The following is a 21006-nucleotide window of genomic DNA, read 5'->3' on the forward strand; positions in this document are numbered from 1 at the left end:
GGCCGAAAAATAGCCTCTGACGTGGGGCGGGCGGGGCTCGAACCCGCGACCAACGGATTATGAGTCCGCGGCTCTAACCAACTGAGCTACCGCCCCTTTTACCAACCAGCTGCGGATGCGCTCTCCACCGTAACGGAACCCGCGGATGCGTACCGCAGCGCTTCCGATGGCCACACCGAGCGGGCGCCAGTCGCGGGTCCCACACGGCTCTGCACAACTGTGACATTAGTGCCCGCACTGTTCACGAGCGATGCGGTGGCGCGCGGGCTAAGTTGTCGACGGGTAACGAGGACGAGCAACTCCCAACCACCTTGCTGCTGATAGGAGTCGTTGTGAGCTGGCAGCAAATCCAACCGTTCCTCGTGGCGCTGGCCATCGGCTTGCTGCTCGGGTTGGAGCGCGAACGCGGTCACAGCCGCAAGCTCCCCGCCGGGTCGCGTTCGTTCGCGCTCCTGTCACTGGTGGGGGCTATCGCCGCGAGCTTCAATCAGTGGACCGTGCTGGGCGGTCTCGTCGGGATCGGGGCGCTACTGGGCCTGGCCTACTTTCGCACCAGCACCAAAGACCCGGGAACCACGACACTGTTCGCTGCGGTCGTCGCCTACCTGCTCGGTGCGGTCGCTTACACCCGCCCGACGGTTGCCGTGGCCCTCGCCGTGGTGGTGGCCGGACTGCTGGTGTCGAAGAGCCGCCTCCATCGCTTCGCCCGCGAAATCGTCAGCGATGTCGAACTAGAGGACGCCATCAAGTTCTTCGTCGTGGCATTCGTGATTCTGCCGCTGCTGCCCAACCGCCCGCTCGGACCCTTCGGCGTGCTGAATCCGGAGAAGGTGTGGCTGCTGGTGGTGCTGCTCACCGGTATCGGCTGGGTCGGCTATATCGGCGTTCGAGCGCTCGGGCCCGAACGCGGCCTGCTCGTCACCGGTTTGGCCGGCGGGTTCGTCTCGGCCACCGCGACAACCGCGTCGATGGGCCGGCTCGGCCGGACCGCCCCGTGCTTGCGTGCGCCGTTGGCCAGCGCCCTGTTGGCCAGTCTCGCCACCTTCGTGCAACTGCTCGTCGTGATCGGGCTCGTCGACGTCGAGGTGCTGCGCCGCCTGTGGCCTCCGGTGGTCGCCTCGGCGCTCGTCCTCATCGGTGTCGCCGCGTTCGTCTACCGGGGCGGCACCCGGGTCCAGCAGCCGAACGCCGCGCAGGACGACCCCGCAGAAACCAGGGAAACCCGGCCGTTCACCCTGCGGCCCGCCCTCGTCCTGGCCGCGGTGCTGACCTTCGCGCTGCTCGTCGGCCGGTGGGGCGCCGAGGCGCTCGGCCCGCAGGGGCTGGTGCTGGCCACCTTCGCCGCGGGTCTCGCCGACGCTCACGCCGGCGCGGTCGCCGCCGCCAGCCTGGCGGCCAAGGGTGACGTCACCGTCGACACGGCTCTGGTCGCCATCGCCGCCGCACTCGGCTCCAACCTGCTCGTCAAGATGGTGCTGGCCTTCACCGCGGGCGGGCGCCGCTTCGGGCTTGGGTTCCTCGCCGCCACGGCCGCGGCGGCCCTGGTGTTCGGTGTCGCGCTGACCGTGACCGTGACCGCGGTATGAGCCCGACCGGCTACCCCCTAGGCGGAGCCGAGCCCTACATGGGTGCGGGCTGCCCGGGAACCTGCCCCGCGGCCTGATCCTTGAGCCGGGGGATCAAGTCCGGCGCGTAGACGTAGATCGCCGACTCGACCTCCCACTCGGCCTGGGCCTGGTTCATCGGCGTGGTCCTGGTGATCATGTTCACCAGCTCCTGCGCCTCGCCAAACGGGTTCGGGTTCGCCCGAACCTGACCGGCGAACCACCGCCCCTCAGCGGCCTCGCTGCAATCGCTGGAATCGGCGTTGTGGACCAACTTGTTCTGTGCCAGCAGCTTGATGTACTGGTCGTCGGCCGGGCTCAGGTCGCACGACGCCGATGCGTGCGGCGCCGACAGCACGGCACCACCGAACATCGCGGCCCCCAGCACCACACCGGCCGCACCGACAGCCAGCACTTGCGCGCGCGATCGTGAAATCGCCATTCTCCCCAGACCCCCCGGTGCCATCGCCTTACTTATCGGCTAGCTGACGCCGCCAGCCGAAACGACCCGACTGCCTATTCGGCCGGCCAGTTGAAATGCGCGGCCTGATCCTTGATCTTGGGGATCACTTCCGGCGCATAGACGTAGATCGCCGACTCGACCTCCCACTCGGCCTGGGACTGGTTCATCGACGTGGTGTTGGTGATCATGTTGACCAGCTCTTGGGCTTCCCCAAAGGGATTGGGGTGATTCCGTACCTGGTCGGCGAACCAACGCCCCTCGGCGGCCTCGGTGCAATCGCTGGTATCGGCGTTGTGCACCATCTTGTTCTGCGCCAGCAGGTTGATGTACTGGTCGTCTTTCGGGCTCAGAGTGCAATTCGCCGAAGCCTGCGGTGCCGACAGCACGGCGCCGCCGAGCATCGAGGCCCCCAGCGCGATACCGGCAGCCCAGACCGACGACACTCGCGTGCGCGAGCGCGAACGGGTGGTTGTCATCTCCGGACCTCCCTCTGCGCGGGAGCGCATTGCTCTCCGACGCAAGCCAAGCTTTGGTGTGGCGACAATTAGCCGAGACTGCGATTACGGCCGCGGCCAACAGTCGCGGTCGACTGTCTCACTCAGGCAGCGCTGCCAGCTGAGATCACCGTCACGCATCGGTTTCGGTGCCGAGAGATAAATTTAGCCAGTACCAGCGGCCGGAGGGACGAACTTCTGTTTGCGCGATCGTGTACGGATGGTTAACACTTCGTGCTTCGGGCCGGCTGAACGACCACGCGACCGTCAGCCGAATACGGTCTGACCATCCGCACCGAGCAGATATCGCTCCGTGCCCTGCTCGACCCGGGGCGCGTCGGCGCCCAATGCGACGGCGACTTTGTTGCTCGCATTCCGCATGATGTCGAAGGTGAGCTCCACGGCCTCGGCGTCGGAGAACCGGGAGCGCACCTCGGCGGCATCGTCGGCGGCGAGGTGCGCAGGGGTCCAAATTATCCCATCGACGTAGCGCAGCGCTGTTTTCACGCGGTCGTCGAGCAAACGCGACGACTCGAAGCGCTCGATCTCGTCGTATAGCGCCTCGGAGCCGCCGGCATCCAGCGCGGTGCTCTCCCGCAGCGACTTGCACAGCCGGCAGTTGTGCTGAGCCGCTCCGCGCAGCCGGACCAGCTCGGAGGTGATCGGGTCGAGCGCGCGCATCCGGGCCACCGCGGGCAGGAAGTCGTTGAAGACCGGGCCCGACGGCTCGGTGGCGTGATCCCACGCGACGGTGCCGTCGACCCAGCCCAAGTACTCCGTGCCGACCCCGAGCGCTTCCAGGCCGGCCCGCACCCGTGGGACGAAATCGGCGATGTACATCTGGACCACCACGCCAAAGGCGCTGTCGCCCAGGTGCTTGATCAGCCGGGACCGCTGCTCGCCGGTGATCGCGGAGACGTCGGCGCTGAACTGTTCGGCGAACTCGACGGCGACGACTTCGGCCTCCGACTCGGGCGCACCGGCCTCGACGGGACTGGGCAGCGGTGGCAACGACAGGGTCTGGGCGCACGTCCGCCGAACCAGCGCCGCGATGCGCGCGTCGGGCGGGGCCCCCGGAGCCAGGGCCACCAACCGCGTCAGCTGGTCCTGTCGAACCGAAACCGGAGCCGCCATTCGTCACACGCTAGAGCGCGGCGGGCCCGGCGGCAATCGCCTATTGGGCCTGGCTGACCGACGACATGTAGAAGTCCGGTATCCGCAGCGACGGCATGGCCGCGCGGGTGGCCCAGTCGGCCCATTCCCGGGGCAGCGTCTTCTCGCTCGCCCCGGCCTCGGTGGCCCTCCGCAGCAGGTCCAGCGGGCTCTCGTTGAAGCGGAAGTTGTTGACCGCGGCCGTGACCTCGCCGTCCTCGATGAGGTAGACGCCGTCGCGGGTCAGCCCGGTGAGCAGCAGCGTGGTCGGGTCGACCTCGCGGATGTACCACAGCGTGGTCAGCAGCAGGCCGCGTTCGGTGGCTGCGATCATGTCCGCAAGCTCGGCCGACCCTCCGGTCATCACCAGATTGTCGGCGGCGACGGCGACCTCCGCATCGAATTTGGCGGCCGTCGCTCGCGGGTAGGCCAGCGCGTTGATCACCCCGTTGCGGATCCAGTCCACCTGGCCGATCTCCATGCCGTTGTCGAACACCGACATCGTCTCCGACGAGCTGCTCACCGCGACGAACGGCGTGCACGTCAGGCCCGGGGCCATCGGGTCGGAGAACAGCGTCAGCGGCAACTCGGTGAGCCGCTCCCCCACGCGCGTCCCGCCGCCGGGGGCCGAGAAGGCGGTGCGGCCCTCCCGCGCCCCTCGGCCGGCCATCGACCAGGCCAGGTAAAGCATCATGTCGGCGACCGTGGAGGGCGGCATGATCGTCTCGTAGCGTCCCGCGGGCAGCTCGACGCGGCGCTCGGCCCACCCGAGACGCATCGCCAGCTCCTCGAGCAACGAATCCATGGGCACGTCGACGAAGTCGGGCGTGCCGATTCCGGCCCACGCGCTCGCGTCGCCGCGCTTGCCGTTGATCTCCACCGCCCCGGCCGGCTGGGTGTAGCGTCGGCGCACTCCCGTCGACGACGCCAGGAACGTCGTCGAAACGCTGTGGTGCGCAAAGCCGTACAGGCGATCGGTGCCGCGGAAGCCGCGGCTCAAGGAGTCGGCGACGTCGGCGAAGACCAACGGCCCGGTGCCGGGCACCGGCGCACCCCAGTCGACGGGCACCCCGGTGTCGGCCAGCAGCGGTGCGGCGTCGCCGGCTTCGGGCGCCGTGCGGGCCGCCTGCTGGGACGCCGCCACCAGCTCGGGGATCACGCGCGGATCCACCTCGGCCGAGACCATCGTTCCGATGCGCGCGCCGGAACCGTCGCGAACGATGGAGATCACCGTGATGCTGCGGTTGACCGAGACCCCGTTGGTGGTCATCGAATTGCCGGCCCACCGCAGCGTCGCCTCGACCTTGTCGGTGACGAGCACCATGGTCTCGCTGGCGCCGCCGAGCTTGGCGGCCTCGTCCAGGACGAGGTTGACGACGTGCTGCGGGGTGATCATCGGCCGCCCTCGGTGCGGGTGTTGAGCACGTTCACCCCGCGGAACAGCGCCGACGGACAGCCGTGGCTGACGGGCGCGACCTGACCGGGCTGGGCCTTGCCGCAGTTGAACGCGCCGCCCAGCCGCCACGTCGACGGGCCGCCCACCGCTTCCATCGAGTTCCAGAAATCGGTGGTGGTGGCCTGGTAGGCGACGTCCCGCAATTGGCCGTCCAGCCGGCCGTCGCGGATGCGGAAGAACCGCTGACCGGTGAACTGAAAGTTGTAGCGCTGCATGTCGATCGACCACGATTTGTCGCCGACGATGTAGATGCCGTCCTCGACGCGCCCGATCAGGTCGGCGGTGCTGACATCCTCACGGGCGGGCTGCAGCGACACGTTGGCCATCCGCTGAATCGGCACGTGATGCGGGGAGTCGGCGTACGAGCACCCGTTGGACCGCGGCTGGGACGGGCCCTGCCCGAGCCTCAGTGCGAACACGCGGTCGAGCTGGTAGCCGACGAAGATGCCGTCGCGCACCAGATCCCAGCACTGCGCCGCCACCCCCTCGTCGTCGTAGCCGACGGTGGCCAACCCGTGGTCGACGGTGCGGTCGGCGGTCACGTGCATCACCGGCGAGCCGTAGCGCATGGTGCCGAGTTTGTCCGGCGTGGCGAACGACGTTCCGGCGTAGGCGGCCTCGTAGCCGATGGCGCGGTCGTATTCGGTTGCGTGGCCGATGGATTCGTGAATGGTGAGCCACAGGTTGGTGGGGTCGATCACCAGGTCCGTGCGACCCGCGGTGACGCTGGGCGCCTTGACCTTTTCGGAAAGCAGCGACGGCAGCTGCGCCAGCTCGTCGGTCCAGTTCCACACGTCGTCGCCGGCCAGCACTTCCCAGCCGCGTCCCATCGGCGGCGCCAGCGTGCGCATCGAGTCGAAACTGCCCGCGGCGGGGTCGACGGTCACCGCCTCCAGCGACGGCTGCAATCGGACCCGCTGCTGGGTGATCGACGATCCGAAGGTGTCGGCGTAGAACGTCTGCTCCTTGACGGCGGTCAGGACGGCCGACACGTGGTCGACGCCGTCGGCGCTGAGCAGCCGTCCGGAGTACTCCTCGAGCACGCCGATCTTGTCGGTCGCCGGGACGCTGAACGGGTCGATGCGGTAATCAGAAACCCAGGTGGCGTCGGCGTACACCGGCTCGGGCGCCAACTCCACGCGCTCACTGTTCAGGGTCGCCAGGGTGGTGGCCACCTGCACGGCGCGCCGCGCCGTCTCGGCGGCCACCGAGGGCGCCAGCTCCGCGTGGGAGGCGAATCCCCACGTGCCATCGACGATCACCCGCACTGCCAGCCCGACCTCGCGATGGACCACCGCCGTCTCCAGCTCGCCGTCGCGCAGCTGGATGATCTCGGTCAGGACGCGGTGAACCCGCAGGTCGGCGTAGCTGGCGCCGGCCGCGGTGGCCGACGACAACGCGGCGTCGGCCAACTCGTGCCGCGGGAGGTTGAGGAAGTCGGCATCGATCCCCCGATTCGGTGTCACGGGTCCCACCGTAACGGCCGCTCACGCCAAACCCCGGCGCCGCCCGCTTTAATTACCTCCATGGCCAGCGGCGCCCTGAGGACACAGCCCCGCTCCACCGCGCTGGGCTACGCCCTGCTGGCGCCGAGCCTGTTCGGCGTCGTCGCCTTCTTGCTGCTGCCCATCCTGGTGGTGATCTGGCTGAGCCTGTACCGCTGGGACCTGCTGGGTCCGCTGCGCTATGTGGGCCTGGCCAACTGGCGGTCGGTGCTGGCGGATCACGGCTTCGCCAACTCGTTGATCGTGACGGCGCTGTTCGTGGCGATCGTGGTTCCGGCGCAGACGGTGCTGGGGCTGCTCGCCGCGTCCATGCTGGCCCGCCGGCTGCCCGGGACCGGCCTGTTCCGCACCCTGTATGTGCTGCCGTGGGTCTGCGCGCCGCTGGCCATCGCGGTGCTGTGGCGCTGGATTCTGGCCCCGACGGACGGTGCGGTGAGCACCCTGTTGGGGCACAGCATCGAATGGCTGTCGGACCCCACCTTCGCGTTGCCGCTCGTCTCGGCGGTGGTCGTGTGGACCAACGTCGGGTACGTGTCGCTGTCGTTTCTGGCGGGCTTGCTGGCGATCCCCGAGGACGTCCAGGCCGCCGCCCGCACCGATGGGGCCAACGCCTGGCAGCGGTTCTGGCGCATCACCCTGCCGATGCTGCGGCCGACGACATTCTTCGTCGTGGTCACCGGGATCGTCAGCACCGCACAGGTTTTCGACATGGTCTACGCATTGACCGGCGGCGGGCCCGGCGGCAGCACCGACCTGGTGGCCCACCGCATCTACGCGGAGGCCTTCGGCTCGGCGGCCATCGGGCGCGCGTCGGTGATGGCGGTGGTGTTGTTCGTGATCCTCATCGGCGTCACCGCGGTCCAGCACCTCTACTTCCGCCGGCGGATCAGCTATGACCTCACCTAGCCGGCTCGTCATCTACGCGGGACTCGTTCTCGGTGCGCTGATCACGTTGGTGCCCTTCGCGCTTGGCCTAGTGACCTCGTTCACCTCGGCACACCAGTTCGCCACGGGGACGCCCCTGCAGCTGCCCCGCCCGTTCACCCTGGCCAACTACGCCGACCTCGGCGGGGCCGGCTTCGGCCGGGCGGCGGCCGTGACGGCCTTGATGACGGCCGTGATTCTGGTGGGCCAGTTGACCTTTTCGGTGCTGGCCGCATACGCGTTCGCGCGGTTGGACTTTCCCGGACGCGACGCGCTGTTCTGGGTCTACATCGCGACGTTGATGGTGCCCGGCACGGTCACGGTGGTGCCGATGTATCTGATGATGGCCCAGCTCGGTCTGCGTAACACGTTCTGGGCGCTGGTGTTGCCGTTCATGTTCGGCTCGCCGTATGCGATCTTCTTGCTGCGGGAGCACTTTCGCATCATCCCGAACGACTTGGTCAACGCCGCCCACCTGGACGGGGCCAACACCCTGGACGTGATCGTGCACGTGGTGATCCCGTCGAGCCGGCCGGTGCTGGCGGCCTTGACGCTGATCACGGTGGTCTCGCAGTGGAACAACTTCATGTGGCCGTTGGTGATCACCAGTGGGCACAAGTGGCGGGTGCTCACGGTCGCGACGGCCGATCTGCAGTCGCGGTTCAACTCGCAGTGGACGCTGGTCATGGCGGCGACGACCGTGGCGATCGTCCCGCTGATCGCGCTTTTCGTGATCTTCCAGCGGCACATCGTCGCCTCGATCGTCGTCTCGGGGCTCAAGTGAGCCGGCCCCGCGTTTCGACGCTGATGGCGTTGGCGCTCGCGCTGGTCGCGGCGCTGCTGGCCGCGACCGCGGTGCTGCTCGACTACTCCGGTCGGCCCGCCGGCGACAAGGTCGTCGTCACGGTGCGGGTCTGGGGCGAGCAGATCGCGGCCGCCTACCGGCGGTCGTTCGAGGCGTTCAACCGCACGCATCCCGATATCGCGGTGCACACCAGTGTGGTCGCCTATCCCACGTACTTCGACACGCTGCGCACCGATGTCGCCGGCGGCAGCGCCGATGACATCTTCTGGCTCTCCAACGCATACCTGGCCGCCTACGCCGACAGCGGCCGGCTGATGGACATCGGCGCGGCGCTCGGGCCGGGCACCGCCTCGGCGTGGGACTCGGCGGTGGTGGACCAGTTCACCCGCCGGGGCGCGCTGTGGGGGGTGCCGCAGCTGACCGACGCCGGGATCGCGCTGTATTACAACGCCGACCTGCTCGGCGCGGCCGGCGTCGAGCCCGCCCGGCTGAACAGCGTGCGGTGGAGCACCGACGGCAGCGACACGCTACGCCCAGTGCTGGCCCGGCTCACCGTGGACGCCGACGGACGTCGCGGCGACGCCGCGGGTTTCGACGCTGGACGGGTTCGGCAGTGGGGCTACAACGCCGCCAACGACCCGCAAGGGATCTACCTCAACTACGTCGGCTCGGCCGGTGGCGTCTTCCAGCGCGGCGACGAATTCGCCTTCGACAATCCGGGGGCGGTGCAGGCGTTCCGCTATCTGGTGGGCCTGATCAACGACGACCACGTCGCGCCGCCCGCCTCGGACACCAACGACAACGGCGACTTCTCCCGCAACCAGTTTCTGGCCGGCCGGATGGCGCTCTTCCAGTCCGGCACCTACAGCCTGGCGCCGGTGGCCCGCGACGCGCGCTTCCACTGGGGTGTGACGATGATGCCGGCCGGCCCGGTCGGTCGGGTCAGCGTCACCAACGGCATTGCGGCGGCGGGTAATTCGGCGACAAGGCATCCCGGCGCGGTGCGCCAGGTCCTGGCGTGGATGGGCAGCAGGGAAGGCAACGAGTTCTTGGGCCGCGAGGGCGCGGCGATCCCGGCGGTCCGGTCGGCTCAACCGGTCTACTTCGACTACTGGTCGGCCCGGGGCGTGGACGTCACCCCCTTTTTCAGCGTGCTCGACGGCCCGCGCATCGCCGCACCCGGAGGCGCCGGCTTTCCGGCCGGCAACGACGCCCTGCGGCCCTACTTCGACGAAATGTTCCTGGGCCGTGGCGATGTCGCTGGAACCCTGAAACGGGCCCAAGCGGCCGCCAACGCAGCCGCGCAACACTAGCCGGGCAGCACCAGCACCGGCACCGGGCTCTCGCGGATGATCTTGGTGCTGCGCGAACCGAGGAAGACGCGCCGGATGTCGCCGCGCGGCCGGGTGCCCAACGCCAGGATCTCGCCCTCCTGCCAATCCGCCTTCGCCAGTGCTTCTTTCCAGCTGCGACCGGTGACCACCTGCAGCGCAACGTCGTCGCTGACCACCCCGTCGGTCTTGAGCTCCTGGAGGATGTCCCGCACTTGCGACGCCCAGGCCTGCAGCACCTGGTCCTCGACCTCGAGCCCGACCTCCGGCGGATACATCGTCTTGCCGCGGACCGCGAACGTGATGACGCGCACCGGCACACCGAATCGCCGCCCGAAGTCGAAGCAGCGTTTCACCACGTCGATCGCGTCAGGGGTGGCCGAGTAGGCGCAGGTGAGCCGGGTCAACTTGCCTTCGTGCGAACGGTATTCACGCGGGCTGATGGCCACCGGCACGGTCGAGGCGTGCAGCAGCCAGTCTGCGGTGGAACCGATCAGCACTTGACCGCGGCCGCCGCTGGGCAACGAGCCCAGCACCAGCACGTCGGCGTTGACCTCCTGAATGACCTCGAGGAGTCCCCCCGACACCGATCCGTGCGCCCGGTGCACGTAGGTGACCTCGATCCCGTCGGCCATCGCAGCCAGAATTCCGGCGGCCTCGTGCGCCGACTCCGCGGCCAGGGCGTGGGCCCACAGCTCGAACTCGGCGTCGACCCGGGCGCGTGACGGCGTGAGCCACGGCCTGGGCACGACGGTCGCCACCGTCAGCGAGGTGCCGCGGGTGCGCGCGATGCGCACACCCAGGTGCAATCCCGAGAGCCCGACCTTCCCGGCCCGGTACCCGACGACGACGGTCACAGCGCGTCCCGCTGAAGCGATTGGCTGTTGAGCGCGCTGTGATGGCGGCCCCACACGAAGTAGAAGATTAACGCGAGCGCGACCCAGCCGCTGAACGCGATCCAGGTGTACCAATGCAGGCTGGCCAGGATGTATCCGCACGCCAACACCGAGAGGGCCGGCGTCACGGGATACCCGGGGACCTTGAAAGCCCGTGGCAGGCCGGGCTCCCGCACCCGCAGGATGATCACCCCGACGGAGACGACGACGAACGCGGTGAGCGTGCCGATGGACACCATGTCCGCCAACTTTTCCAGCGGTATGAAGGCGGCCAACGCCGAGGCCGCGATCGCCACGATCACCGTGTTGCTCACCGGCGTCATGGTGCGCGTGTTCACCCGCGCGAATCGCGACGGCAGCAGCCCGTCGCGGCCCATTGCGAACAGGATGCGCGTCTGCCCGTACATGGTGACCAGCGTGACCGAGAAGATCGAGATCACCGCCCCCGCAGCCAGAATGGTGCTGGCCCAGCTGCCGCGGGTGACGTTGTCGAGGATGGTGGCCAGCCCGGCCTCCTGCTGCGCGGCGAACTCCTGCCACGGCTGGGTCCCGAGCGCGGCCAGCGCGACCAACAGGTACACGCTGGTCACGGTGAGCAGCGCCGCGATCAGCGCGCGCGGCATGGTGTGCTGCGGGTTCTTCACCTCGTCACCCGCGGTCGACACGGCGTCGAGGCCGATGTACGAGAAGAAGATGGTGCCCGCGGCCGAGCCGATGCCCGCGGCGCCGAACGGCGCGAAGTCGCGCAGGTGGCTCTCGTCGAAGGCGGTGAACGCGACGACGACGAAGATCAGCAGCACGCCGAGCTTGATCAGCACCATGATCGTGTTGACTTTCGCCGATTCGCTGGCGCCGCGGATGAGCAGCACGGCGCACAGCGCGAGCAAGATGATCGACGGCAGATTCACGAAGCCGGGTTGCGCGTCCCAGGGCGCGGCGGACAGCGCGTGCGGGAATTGAATTCCGAGGACATTGCTGAGCAGCTTGTTGAGGTAGCCGCTCCAGCTGACCGCGACCGCGGCGGTCGACACCCCGTATTCCAGCAGCAGGCAGGCGGCCACCCCCATCGCGACGGCCTCGCCCAAAGTGGTGTACGCGTACGAGTAGGACGACCCGGAAACCGGTACCGCCGAGGCCAATTCGGCATAGCAGATGGCCGCGAGCCCGGCCGCCAGCCCGGCGATGAGGAACGACAGGATCACCCCGGGGCCGGCATCGGGGACGGCCTGAGACATGACGAAGAAGATGCCCGTCCCGACCGTGGAGCCGACCCCGAACATGGTCAGCTGGAAAGTTCCGATGCTCCGCTTGAGGTGGTTCGCGGCCCCGGAGGCGACCACGTTGCCGACGACTGGGCGGCGCCGGAGCATCTGCTCTTTCAGGCTGATCGACGTGGGTGGCATGCCCCTCCTTGTTCGATCAGCTGATTATGGGCCAGCCTCCCGCAACGCCGTAGCGAACTGCTCAACCGCCCAGTCGATTTCTTGCGCGGTGATCACCAGCGGGGGCGCGAACCGCAGCGTCGAGGAGTGGGTGTCCTTGACCAGCACACCGCGGTCGGCGAGCCGAAGGCTCATCTGCTTGCCCGTCCCGAGCGCCGGGTCGATGTCGACGCCCGCCCACAGGCCCAGGCCGCGCACGGCCTGCACACCGTGCCCCACCAGTTCGCGCAGCCGCGCGTGCAAGCGCCCGCCCAGCTCCGCCGAGCGAACCTGGAACTCTCCGCGGCCCAGCATGGCGACCACGGTGGTGCCGATGGCGGCGGCCAACGGGTTGCCGCCGAAGGTGGAGCCGTGTTCGCCGGGGTGCAGGACGCCCAGGACCTCGCGGTCGGCGACGACCGCCGACAGCGGAACCACGCCGCCGCCCAGCGCTTTGCCGAGCAGGTAGACGTCGGGCACCACGCCCCAGTGGTCGCAGGCGAAGGTGTGCCCCGCACGCGCCAGCCCGGACTGGATCTCGTCGGCGATCATCAGCACGTTGTGCCTGCTGCACAGCGCGCGGACGGCCGGCAGGTAGTCGTCGGGCGGGACGACGATGCCCGCCTCGCCCTGGATCGGTTCGAGCAGCACCGCGACGGTGTGGTCGTCGATCGCGCGGGCCAGCGCGGCGGCGTCGCCGAAGGGCACCGAGCGGAAGCCGGGGGTGAACGGTCCGAATCCCGCCCGCGCGGTGGGATCCGAGGAGAAGCTGACGATGCTGATCGTGCGGCCGTGAAAGTTGTTGTCCGCCACGATGATGTTCGCCCGGCCGTCGGGCACGCCCTTGACGTCGGCGCCCCACTTGCGGGCGATCTTGAGGCCGCTCTCCACGGCTTCGGCGCCCGAGTTCATCGGCAGCACCAGGTCCTTGCCGCACAGCCGCGCGAGCGCGGCGCAGAACGGGCCGAGCGTGTCCGAATGGAACGCGCGGCTGACCAGCGTGACGGTGTCGAGCTGGGCGTGGGCCGCCGCGGTGATCTCGGGGTTGCGGTGGCCGAAGTTGACCGCCGAGTAGGCGGCCAGGCAGTCCAGGTAGCGCCGGCCCTCCACATCGGTGATCCAGGCGCCCTCGGCGCTGGCCGCCACCACGGGCAACGGCGAATAGTTATGCGCGGCATGGCGTTCGACCAGGCCGATCGCGGCCTCGGTCCGGGTCGACGTCCGGGCGTCAAGGATCGTCATGGAAACATCTCCAGGGTGCAGCACTTGACCGAACCGCCGCCCTTGAGGAGTTCGGACAGGTCCACGCCGACGGGCTCGAATCCCGCGTCGCGCAGTTGTGCGGCGAAACCCGTTGCGGCCGACGGAAGGACGACGTTCAGGCCGTCCGAGACGACGTTCAGGCCGAGCACGAACGCGTCGGCGCTGCCGACGACGATCGCATCGGGAAACAGCTCGCGCAGTTGGTCCTGAGCGGCCGCGCTGAACGCCGGCGGGTAAAACGCGATGGTGTGGTCGTCGAGGACGGCCAGCGCGGTGTCGAGGTGATAGAAGCGCGGATCGACCAACTCCAGCGAGACGACGAGCGTCCGCAGCGCCGCGGAGATCTCGGCGTGCGCCCGCAGGTCGGTGCGAAAGCCGTAGCCCGCCAACACCGTTTCGCCGACCATCAATAAGTCGCCCTGCCCCTCGTTGACGTGACGGGTGGACACGGGCCGGTACCCGAGCGAGGACATCCACTGGGCGTAGGCGCGCGACTCGCCGGCCCGCTCGGCGAATCGGAACCTGGCGACGATCGCGACGTCGCCCGCGATGAATCCGCCGTTGGCGGCGTACACCATGTCCGGCAGTCCGGGCGCGGGCGCGATCGCCTCAACCTGGTGGCCCAGCCGAAGATAGGTGGTGCGCAGGTCGTCCCACTGGGCCTGCGCGAGAGCGACGTCGACGGGCGTCGCGACGTCCATCCAGGGGTTGATCGCATACTCGACCGCGAAGAACGCGGGCGGCGTCATCGCGTACCGGCGGGCGCGGGGCGTGCGGACCCGGCCGGCGGGTGACGAGCCCGATCCGGCCGCCACGACGTAGTGTTCCGTCATAGATCAACGGTATTTGCGCGCTCTGACACAATCAAACGCTATGCATTGCGTGTCTATACGCGATTTATTGCGTTAGACTGGCCTCGCCATCGATTTATTGCGGCTGATCGAAGGGAACGGTGATGGAGCGCCTCGACGACACCGACGCCCGCATCCTGGCCGAGCTGACCGAGCACGCGCGGGCCACGTTCGCCGAGATCGGCGAGAAGGTCAATCTGTCCGCCCCTGCGGTCAAGCGGCGCGTGGACCGGATGCTGGACGCCGGCGTCATCAAGGGCTTCACCACGGTCGTCGACCGAAATGCGCTGGGCTGGAACACCGAAGCCTACGTGCAGGTGTTCTGCCACGGCACCATCGCGCCGGATCGGCTGCGGGCGGCCTGGGTGGACATGCCCGAGGTAGTCAGCGCCGCGACGGTGACCGGAACGTCGGACGCCATCCTGCACGTCCTGGCGCGCGACATGCGCCACCTGGAAGCCGTCCTCGAGCGTATCCGGTCGAGCGCGGACATCGAGCGCAGCGAGAGCATCGTGGTGTTGTCGAACCTCATCGACCGGATGCGGACTTAGCGGTGCGCGCCACGAGCCTAACCGCACCGCGAAATGCCGGTCGCTTTTTCGCAGTGGGGTTAGGCTCGCGGCGTCAGGGCGTTGCCGACCAACCGCTTCAGCACCGATGGCCGCCGCACCGCGGGTGGTCGACGAGAAGCGTAGGGCCATGGCACATTTCGCTCGGGCACGGAATCGGCCCGGGCGTGTTTGAGCTGCATCCGCAGGTGCGCACGGAGGGCATGCAGGTCCGGGTCGGTCCAACGGTTGATCGCTTCGATCGGATCGGCGGTGAGGTCGTACAGCTCCCACTGGTCGTCGAGCGGCGTCGTGCGGTACGCGTCTCCCCCGAACCCGTTGGCCGCCAGGTGCCGCACGCCCGGCTCCGTCCAGGTGCCCGGGTCGTCGAAGGTACGCACCAGCTTCCAAAGATGGCCTGCGCCACCGGTGGCCGTCGTCTCGTCGACGCGGACCACCAAGCCCTCGAAGTTGGAGGCGGTGTGGGCCGGGACCCGGATGCGCAGCGGCGCGGGCGGATCGACGGTCCGCTTCAGCCGGCGCGCCAATCCCGATGCGCCGCTGTCCCCTTCGAGCATGTTGTCGCGGGTCATCACATAGACGGCGCGGCTCTCGTCGGCCGCGGCGCCGTCCACGATCGGCATGAGGTTCCGCCCGGGCAGCGGATGCACCTCGGAGAACGACTCGACCAGCGTGGCGGCCACCGCCGCGACGTCGACGCCGGCCGCCGCCAGCAGGGTGGGGACCAGGTCGACGTGTGAGGTCGGCGCGGTGACCCGCCGTGGCCGCGTCGCCCGCTCGCCGATGCGCGCGACGACGAAGGGAACTCGGGTGGCCTCGTCGTACAGGTTGAACCACTTTTGGTGCAGGCCGCCGTGGGCGCCCAGCAGGTCGCCGTGGTCGGCGGTGCGCACCAATACCGCGTTGCCCGAACCGCCTTCGGTGACCGCCCGCCGGACGCGGTCGATGGGGCCGTCCACCTCGGCGTGCAGCCGGTAGTAGAGGTCGCGGTAGCGCTGCGCGTTGCGCTCGTAGGTTCGGTCGACCGCGGGCGCGGGGCCGTAGCCGGAGTAGTAGGCCTCGCGAAAGGCGATCTGCGCCGCCGGCTTGGTGGACAGGTCCTCCTCCGCGGTGGGCGGCGCGGGCACCGCGGGCGGGTCGAGCGGTGACGGCTTGACCGGGCTCCGGCGCGACCAGGCCGGGAAGAGCACGACGTCGTGGGGATTGACGAAGCTGGCGACCAGAAGGAACGGACGCAACGCGGCGGGGTCGCCCTCGCGGCGGCGCGCGTAGCGATCGGCGAGCCATGCGACCACCCGGTCGGCGATCAGCGGGTCGCGTCGGACGCCGGCGTCGGCCAACGCCGCCCCGTGCGGCTCAGGACCGACCCACCCGGAGAAACCGAACGGCCCCAGCGGGTCTGCCGCCAGGTAGCGCCGCACCGCCGCGGCGTCGACGACACCGTTGTTGTCGTTGGTGGCCAGCGGCCGGCCGGTGGCCGGGTCGGTGATATCGGCGTGCGAGATGTGCCACTTGCCGTCGTAATGGGTGTCGTATCCGGCCGCGCGGAACCAGTTGCCCAGCGTGGGCACCTCGCCCTGGCGTAGCCAGCGCATGCGCGAATCGTGGGCGGTCTTTCCGATGCCATCGGTCTGGGTGACGCCGTGCAGATCGGGGTAGTGTCCGGTGAAAATGGTTGGGCGGCTGGGCACGCAGGCCAGCGAGCCGGTGTAGTGCCGGGTGAAGCTGACGCCGTGGTCGTCGAACCATCTGCGGCCGGTAAGCGTCCGGTCGCGCCACGCCAGCACGTCGGGAGCCTCGTACGGCGGCACCGCGCGTTCCTCGTCGGTCATGATGACGACGACGTCGGGGCGATCAGACACGGGCGCGCTCCAATCGATTCGCAAGGCCGGCGAGCATCGCCTCGGACTGTCGCGCGAGGAAACGGCACAAGAGATGTTCGGCCGCCTTTTGCGTTGCGTGCGGCCCGACTTCGACGGTGCTGGTGAGGGTCACCAGGGTCATCGCGGCCGACGGCGCCAGCGTCCAGCGGTTGGACACCCTGCGCAGGCGGCGCGGGAAGCCTTCGATGTCGTAGCCGAGGGCGCGGGGCGGGTCGAACTCGGTGATGCGCTCGACGAGGGTGTCGCGCTTGACCTGCACGCGGCGGGCGGTGCCGACATCGGCGCCGTCGGGCCCGGAGTACAAGATGCACGAGTGGTCGACGTTGCCGGCCCACGAACTGATCGACCCGAAGTCGGCGAGTGTCTCCCAGACGTCGCCGATACGTGCCGCGATCGTGCGAGTCCCGTGAATGTCGGCCACCCGCTCACGCTACGCGAGGGTCTAGGCGGTCAGGTGGAATATCGTCTCGATGGCCACCGCGACACCGCTGACCGCCAGGGTGACGACGAGCGTGACCCAGTCGCCCAGTTTCGGCCGTGCCGGATCGGCGGAGAGCTGACCGGTGCCGCCGCGAGCAGTGATCGCGTCGCCCATCTCATCGGCGCGGCGCAGGGTCACGACGATGGCGGCGGCGACCAAGTCGATGGAGTTGCCCGCCGTCTGCCGGACCCGGGCCTTGCGGCTCGTCGGCATGTGGTTGGGCCGCAGTCGGCGAGCGGCGTAGAGCACCTGAAATTCCTCGATCAGCAGTGGGAAGGCGCGCAGCGCCAGGGCCAGGGCCACCGCCCACTCGTCCACCGGAATCCGCAGCAACTTGAACGGGCGGCCCAAAACCGCCAGGGACGGCGCGATTTCGGCGACGTTGGTGGTCCAGGACACCATCGCCCCCAGCCCGAGCAGAACCACCGATAGCGCGGTGATACGCAGGAAGTTCAGCGCCCCGCCCAGCCAGATGTGGGCCCCGTTGATCGATAGCATCGGACTGCCACCGGCCAGCGCGGCGGTCACGAAACCCAATCCCATCAGGATCCACAGCCACCGCGGAATCGTCGGAAGCGCACCCCGGGGAATGTGAGCGATCCGGACCGCCGCCAGCACCAGCGCCGCCACCGACCCGATCGTCACCCAACCCGGGTACAAGGTCAGCAACACCGAAACACCGAAGACCACCAGCAGTTTGGTTCCGGCCCACAGGTTGTGGATGGGCGACCCGCCCGGCACCGGAACCAACAGCACCACCGGCCGAGAGGTGCGCCGGCCCCTCCCGGGCGTGGCGGCCGAGCTTGCGGTCACGCCACACCCCCGGCCGCGGCGGTCGCCGACACCGCTTGCAGCGCGCCCTTCTGCAGATGCACGGTCCGCGTGCACACGGCCTCCAAACCGACGAAGTCGTGGGAGATGACGACGACGGTCAATCCCCGGTGCCGGCGCAGATCCGCGAGCAGCCGCAGCAGGCCCCGCTGGCTGGCGATGTCCAACCCGGCCAGCGGCTCGTCGAGGATCAGCACCCGTGGCGAACACGCCAGCAGGCCGGCCAGGACCACCCGCCGCATCTGACCACCGCTGAGCTGATCGATGCGCCGCTTGCCCATCGCGGGTTCCAGTCCCACCGCGCCCAGAGCGGCGGCCACCCGGGCCTCGTCATGCTCCGAAAAGCCCGCCACGGAAGCGAGTTCCAGGCCGACGTGGCTGCGCATCAATTGCAGTCGGGCCGTCTGGAACGACAGCGCCACCGCGCCGACGTGCTCGCGGATCGGCTCACCGTCGATCAGGCAGGCACCCGTCGTGGGAACGGTCAGCCCGGCCATGATCCATGCCAGCGTCGACTTGCCCGAGCCGTTGCCGCCGTGGATCAGGATCCCGTCACCCTGTTCCACGACCAGGTTGATGTCGCGCAGTGCGGTCTTGGCCCACGGGGTCCCGCTGTTGTATTCGTGGCCGACACCGACGATTTCGAGGACCGGCTTGGTCGAGCCCCACTTGACCGCGGGGACCGGGGCCGGGGCCGGGGCCGTTTCGGCCATGCCGGTGTTGTCCGGGGAATCGCTGAGGTTGATCGTCCGGTCCGCGGACGCGGCCTCGTTGTCGAAGTGCGTGATGTGCACCAGGGCGGTCCGATGCCGTTGCGGGAGGCCGGACAGCACGTTCAGCAAGACGTTACGGCCCTCCTGGTCGATCATGCTGGTGAATTCGTCGGCGATCAGCAGCGCCGGTTCCCGGGCCAGCGCCGCGGCGAGGGCGAGGCGCTGCAATTCCCCGCCGGACAGGCTCCCGGTATCCCGTTCGGCGAACCCCTCGAGCCCGACTTCGCGCAACAAATGCTCGACGTCGACCGCGGTGCCCGGCGGCAGCCCCCACACCACGTCATCGGCGACCCGGGTGCCCAACACCTGGCTCTTCGGGTGCTGCAGAACCAGCGCCGTGCCGCCCACCATGCCCAGCCCCACCGCGCCGGGGCGCTGCACGGTGCCCGCCGTCGGCGGCCGGCCCGCCAGGATCAGCGTCAGCGTGGTCTTGCCGGAACCATTGGCGCCGATGACCGCAACGTGTTCTCCGACTTGCAATTCCATGCTGAGTTCACGCAGCGCGTCTTGTTGCGCGTGCGGGTAGCGGAACCGCACGTTGTCGAGGCGCACCGGCACGGGCCCGATCGGGGCGTCGGGCGGCTCGTCGAGAGGGTCGAGCTTGTGCACATCCGGGACGTTGCCCATCCGATCCAGTAAGCGCGAGAGCGCCCACCAACCGATCAGCGACGAGACCACGACCCCGTAGGTGACGTAGCCCAGCATCAGCCACGGCCAGTAGTGCAGCCCGAATTCGAACACCCGCTTGACGTCGACCCCGAGCCACCGCAGATTCACCCGGCTGAGGAACGCCACCACGCCGTCGACGTTGGCGGTCATCACCTCGAATATCAGATGCCGCAGCCGATTCAGCACCGCCAGCAAACCGACCGTCGCCGCGGCGACGACGAAGCCGACGATCACCGACGCGAGCGTGACGGTGGGTGTGCCCCTGCCCTTGCGCTTCACGACTCCGGTCAACCCGCCGATGTAGGCGCAGTTGACGACGGTCAAGAAGCTGCCCAGCCCGGAGATGAGGAAGGCGAGAGTTCCGGCGGCAAACGTCGCGGCGATCAGCACCCGGAGCCGGTAACGGTAGGTCAGCAGCCCCATGGGCACGGTGCCCAACAGCGCCAGCCCCTGCGCGAACGGGATGACCCCGGCCACGATCGAGATCACCGCGCAGAGCGCCCCCATCACGGAGGCCTGTGCCAATTCGGTCGGTCGTAACGGCCCACCCCGATGGCGCGAACGGACGGGGCGACGGGCATTCACTTCACTGATTGTGCCAGCCCGCAGCGCCAAGTCGCCTCATACGCTTCGTGACTTCCGGCCCGATTCGGGCGGTCGCCTCTCGCCTCAGTTAGCAAAGCTATGGAACGATGGGTAGGTGGACAGAGTTGTCGATACCGCGCACGTCGAGGCCCAGCAGCTGGGGGCGGATCTGCTCGCCGTGGTGGCGCGGCTCAACCGGCTGGCCACCCAGCGCATCCAGATGCCCCTGCCCGCGGCGCAGGCCAGGCTGCTCGCCACGATCGAGGCCCACGGGGAAGCGCGGATCGGCGACCTCGCGGCGGTCGACCACTGCTCCCAACCGACGATGACGACGCAGGTGCGCCGGCTCGAGGACGCCGGGCTGGTCGCCCGGACCATCGACCCCGGGGATGCGCGCGCCGTCCGGATCCGCATCACCCCGCAGGGCAAACGCATGCTCAACGCCGTCCGCGCCGACCGCGCCGCCGCGATCGAACCCCAGCTCGCGCTGCTCGAGCCGGGAGACCGCCGGGTGCTGACGGACGCGGTCGAGGTGTTGCGCCGGCTCCTCGACAACGCGTCGCAAGGGGGGCGGCGCAACACACTGTGAGGGCCTGACCCCGGTGAAGAGACCGCGGCCAGCGGGTAGACACTAAGTCGAGCTGACGGTGACGAAAGGGGGCGGGCGATGCGGACCGAGGCTTCCGCGTTCAGGGCCTCCCCGTTGACCGTGTGGGTCGGGTCGGCGAGGTTCGATTTCGCCCCGGGCCGCGACGTGATCGTCGGCTACGGCCCGGCCTGCGATATCGCCCTCGAGCGCCTCGGGAATCCGGGCGCGCCACCACCGCCGCCCCGCCCGGAGGTGGTGCTGCGGTTCGCCGGCACCCAGTGGGTGGCCATCGACCTGAGCCACCGCGGGATCTTCGTCGACGGCGCACGGGCCGCGACGGTGAACATCCGCGACGGCCAGGCGATCAGCATCGGCGATCCGCAGCGGGGCCCGCGGCTGGTCTTCCACGTCACCGCCGGTCCGCCGGCCCCGGCTCCTCGCCCGATGCCCCGCCCCCCGGC

At 69.2% G+C, this 21006-nt stretch carries 20 protein-coding genes and 1 tRNA gene; 7 read left to right on the forward strand and 14 right to left on the reverse strand.

Features of this window, described 5'->3' with window-relative positions:
• Positions 1-22: 22 nt before the first annotated feature.
• A tRNA-Ile gene (locus tag AWC03_RS17225) sits at positions 23-96 on the reverse strand.
• Between the two features lie 236 nt (positions 97-332).
• On the opposite strand from AWC03_RS17225, the gene AWC03_RS17230 reads away from it, so the two are divergent.
• Positions 333-1586 carry an MgtC/SapB family protein gene (locus AWC03_RS17230; RefSeq protein ID WP_085241930.1) on the forward strand — a complete coding sequence of 418 codons (1254 nt, stop codon included), beginning with the start codon at positions 333-335 and terminating at the stop codon, positions 1584-1586.
• A 34-nt stretch (positions 1587-1620) separates the two neighbouring features.
• Here AWC03_RS17230 and AWC03_RS17235 read toward each other — a convergent pair whose 3' ends face one another.
• The 5 genes from AWC03_RS17235 to AWC03_RS17255 form a co-directional block, all read right to left on the reverse strand.
• Positions 1621-2046: a DUF732 domain-containing protein gene (locus tag AWC03_RS17235; protein WP_090420596.1), complete on the reverse strand. Its 426-nt coding sequence runs from the start codon at positions 2044-2046 to the stop codon at positions 1621-1623.
• A gap of 74 nt (positions 2047-2120) precedes the next feature.
• Positions 2121-2543: a hypothetical protein gene (locus AWC03_RS17240; RefSeq protein WP_244275194.1), complete on the reverse strand. Its 423-nt coding sequence runs from the start codon at positions 2541-2543 to the stop codon at positions 2121-2123.
• Between the two features lie 285 nt (positions 2544-2828).
• The gene (locus tag AWC03_RS17245) at positions 2829-3695 is read right to left on the reverse strand and encodes a carboxymuconolactone decarboxylase family protein (RefSeq protein WP_085241933.1); all 867 of its coding nucleotides are present in this window, start codon (positions 3693-3695) and stop codon (positions 2829-2831) included.
• A gap of 40 nt (positions 3696-3735) precedes the next feature.
• Positions 3736-5109 (reverse strand): TldD/PmbA family protein, encoded by a 1374-nt coding sequence (locus AWC03_RS17250; protein WP_085241934.1) that lies wholly within the window; start codon positions 5107-5109, stop codon positions 3736-3738.
• A complete protein-coding gene (locus tag AWC03_RS17255; RefSeq protein WP_085241935.1) occupies positions 5106-6635 on the reverse strand; it encodes a TldD/PmbA family protein in 1530 nt (509 codons plus the stop codon). The genes AWC03_RS17250 and AWC03_RS17255 overlap by 4 nt, the downstream gene beginning before the upstream one ends.
• Positions 6636-6710: 75 nt before the next feature.
• Here AWC03_RS17255 and AWC03_RS17260 point away from each other — a divergent pair, with 75 nt between their 5' ends.
• The 3 genes from AWC03_RS17260 to AWC03_RS17270 are packed head-to-tail and all read left to right on the forward strand — an operon-like array spanning position 6711 to position 9716.
• Entirely contained in the window at positions 6711-7580 is an 870-nt protein-coding gene (locus AWC03_RS17260; protein ID WP_090421557.1) for a carbohydrate ABC transporter permease, read from the forward strand.
• A complete protein-coding gene (locus tag AWC03_RS17265; RefSeq protein ID WP_085241937.1) occupies positions 7567-8382 on the forward strand; it encodes a carbohydrate ABC transporter permease in 816 nt (271 codons plus the stop codon). Before AWC03_RS17260 ends, AWC03_RS17265 begins: the two co-directional genes overlap by 14 nt.
• Positions 8379-9716, forward strand: a complete 1338-nt coding sequence (locus AWC03_RS17270) for an ABC transporter substrate-binding protein (protein WP_085241938.1) — start codon at positions 8379-8381, stop codon at positions 9714-9716. The genes AWC03_RS17265 and AWC03_RS17270 overlap by 4 nt, the downstream gene beginning before the upstream one ends.
• On the opposite strand, the gene AWC03_RS17275 is transcribed toward AWC03_RS17270, so the two are convergent.
• Genes AWC03_RS17275 through ddaH form a run of 4 tightly spaced genes read right to left on the reverse strand, consistent with a single transcriptional unit; the run spans position 9713 to position 14147 of the window.
• Positions 9713-10591 carry a universal stress protein gene (locus AWC03_RS17275; protein WP_085241939.1) on the reverse strand — a complete coding sequence of 293 codons (879 nt, stop codon included), beginning with the start codon at positions 10589-10591 and terminating at the stop codon, positions 9713-9715. The genes AWC03_RS17270 and AWC03_RS17275 overlap by 4 nt on opposite strands.
• Positions 10588-12033 (reverse strand): amino acid permease, encoded by a 1446-nt coding sequence (locus tag AWC03_RS17280; RefSeq protein ID WP_085241940.1) that lies wholly within the window; start codon positions 12031-12033, stop codon positions 10588-10590. The genes AWC03_RS17275 and AWC03_RS17280 overlap by 4 nt, the downstream gene beginning before the upstream one ends.
• Positions 12034-12057: 24 nt before the next feature.
• Positions 12058-13293 (reverse strand): ornithine--oxo-acid transaminase, encoded by a 1236-nt coding sequence (rocD, locus tag AWC03_RS17285; RefSeq protein WP_085241941.1) that lies wholly within the window; start codon positions 13291-13293, stop codon positions 12058-12060.
• Positions 13290-14147, reverse strand: a complete 858-nt coding sequence (gene ddaH / locus AWC03_RS17290) for a dimethylargininase (protein ID WP_085241942.1) — start codon at positions 14145-14147, stop codon at positions 13290-13292. Before ddaH ends, rocD begins: the two co-directional genes overlap by 4 nt.
• Before the next feature lie 122 nt (positions 14148-14269).
• Here ddaH and AWC03_RS17295 point away from each other — a divergent pair, with 122 nt between their 5' ends.
• On the forward strand, positions 14270-14716 hold the full coding sequence (locus AWC03_RS17295; protein WP_085241943.1) for an Rv2324 family transcriptional regulator: 447 nt from the start codon (positions 14270-14272) through the stop codon (positions 14714-14716).
• A gap of 59 nt (positions 14717-14775) precedes the next feature.
• Here AWC03_RS17295 and AWC03_RS17300 read toward each other — a convergent pair whose 3' ends face one another.
• The 4 genes from AWC03_RS17300 to AWC03_RS17315 are packed head-to-tail and all read right to left on the reverse strand — an operon-like array spanning position 14776 to position 19956.
• On the reverse strand, positions 14776-16596 hold the full coding sequence (locus AWC03_RS17300; protein WP_085241944.1) for a sulfatase-like hydrolase/transferase: 1821 nt from the start codon (positions 16594-16596) through the stop codon (positions 14776-14778).
• Positions 16589-17038 (reverse strand): SRPBCC family protein, encoded by a 450-nt coding sequence (locus tag AWC03_RS17305; RefSeq protein WP_085241945.1) that lies wholly within the window; start codon positions 17036-17038, stop codon positions 16589-16591. The genes AWC03_RS17300 and AWC03_RS17305 overlap by 8 nt, the downstream gene beginning before the upstream one ends.
• Before the next feature lie 21 nt (positions 17039-17059).
• Positions 17060-17911 (reverse strand): CbiQ family ECF transporter T component, encoded by an 852-nt coding sequence (locus tag AWC03_RS17310; protein ID WP_085241946.1) that lies wholly within the window; start codon positions 17909-17911, stop codon positions 17060-17062.
• A complete protein-coding gene (locus tag AWC03_RS17315; protein ID WP_085241947.1) occupies positions 17908-19956 on the reverse strand; it encodes an ATP-binding cassette domain-containing protein in 2049 nt (682 codons plus the stop codon). Before AWC03_RS17315 ends, AWC03_RS17310 begins: the two co-directional genes overlap by 4 nt.
• 115 nt (positions 19957-20071) lie before the next feature.
• Here AWC03_RS17315 and AWC03_RS17320 point away from each other — a divergent pair, with 115 nt between their 5' ends.
• Together AWC03_RS17320 and AWC03_RS17325 are read left to right on the forward strand one after the other, a co-directional pair.
• Positions 20072-20545 carry a MarR family winged helix-turn-helix transcriptional regulator gene (locus AWC03_RS17320; RefSeq protein WP_085241948.1) on the forward strand — a complete coding sequence of 158 codons (474 nt, stop codon included), beginning with the start codon at positions 20072-20074 and terminating at the stop codon, positions 20543-20545.
• A 78-nt stretch (positions 20546-20623) separates the two neighbouring features.
• Positions 20624-21006 (forward strand): FHA domain-containing protein (locus tag AWC03_RS17325; protein ID WP_476738886.1); only part of this gene is annotated, 383 nt, incomplete at its 3' end.

The sequence above is a fragment of the Mycobacterium europaeum genome, assembly GCF_002102155.1.
Taxonomy (GTDB): Bacteria; Actinomycetota; Actinomycetes; order Mycobacteriales; family Mycobacteriaceae; genus Mycobacterium; species Mycobacterium europaeum.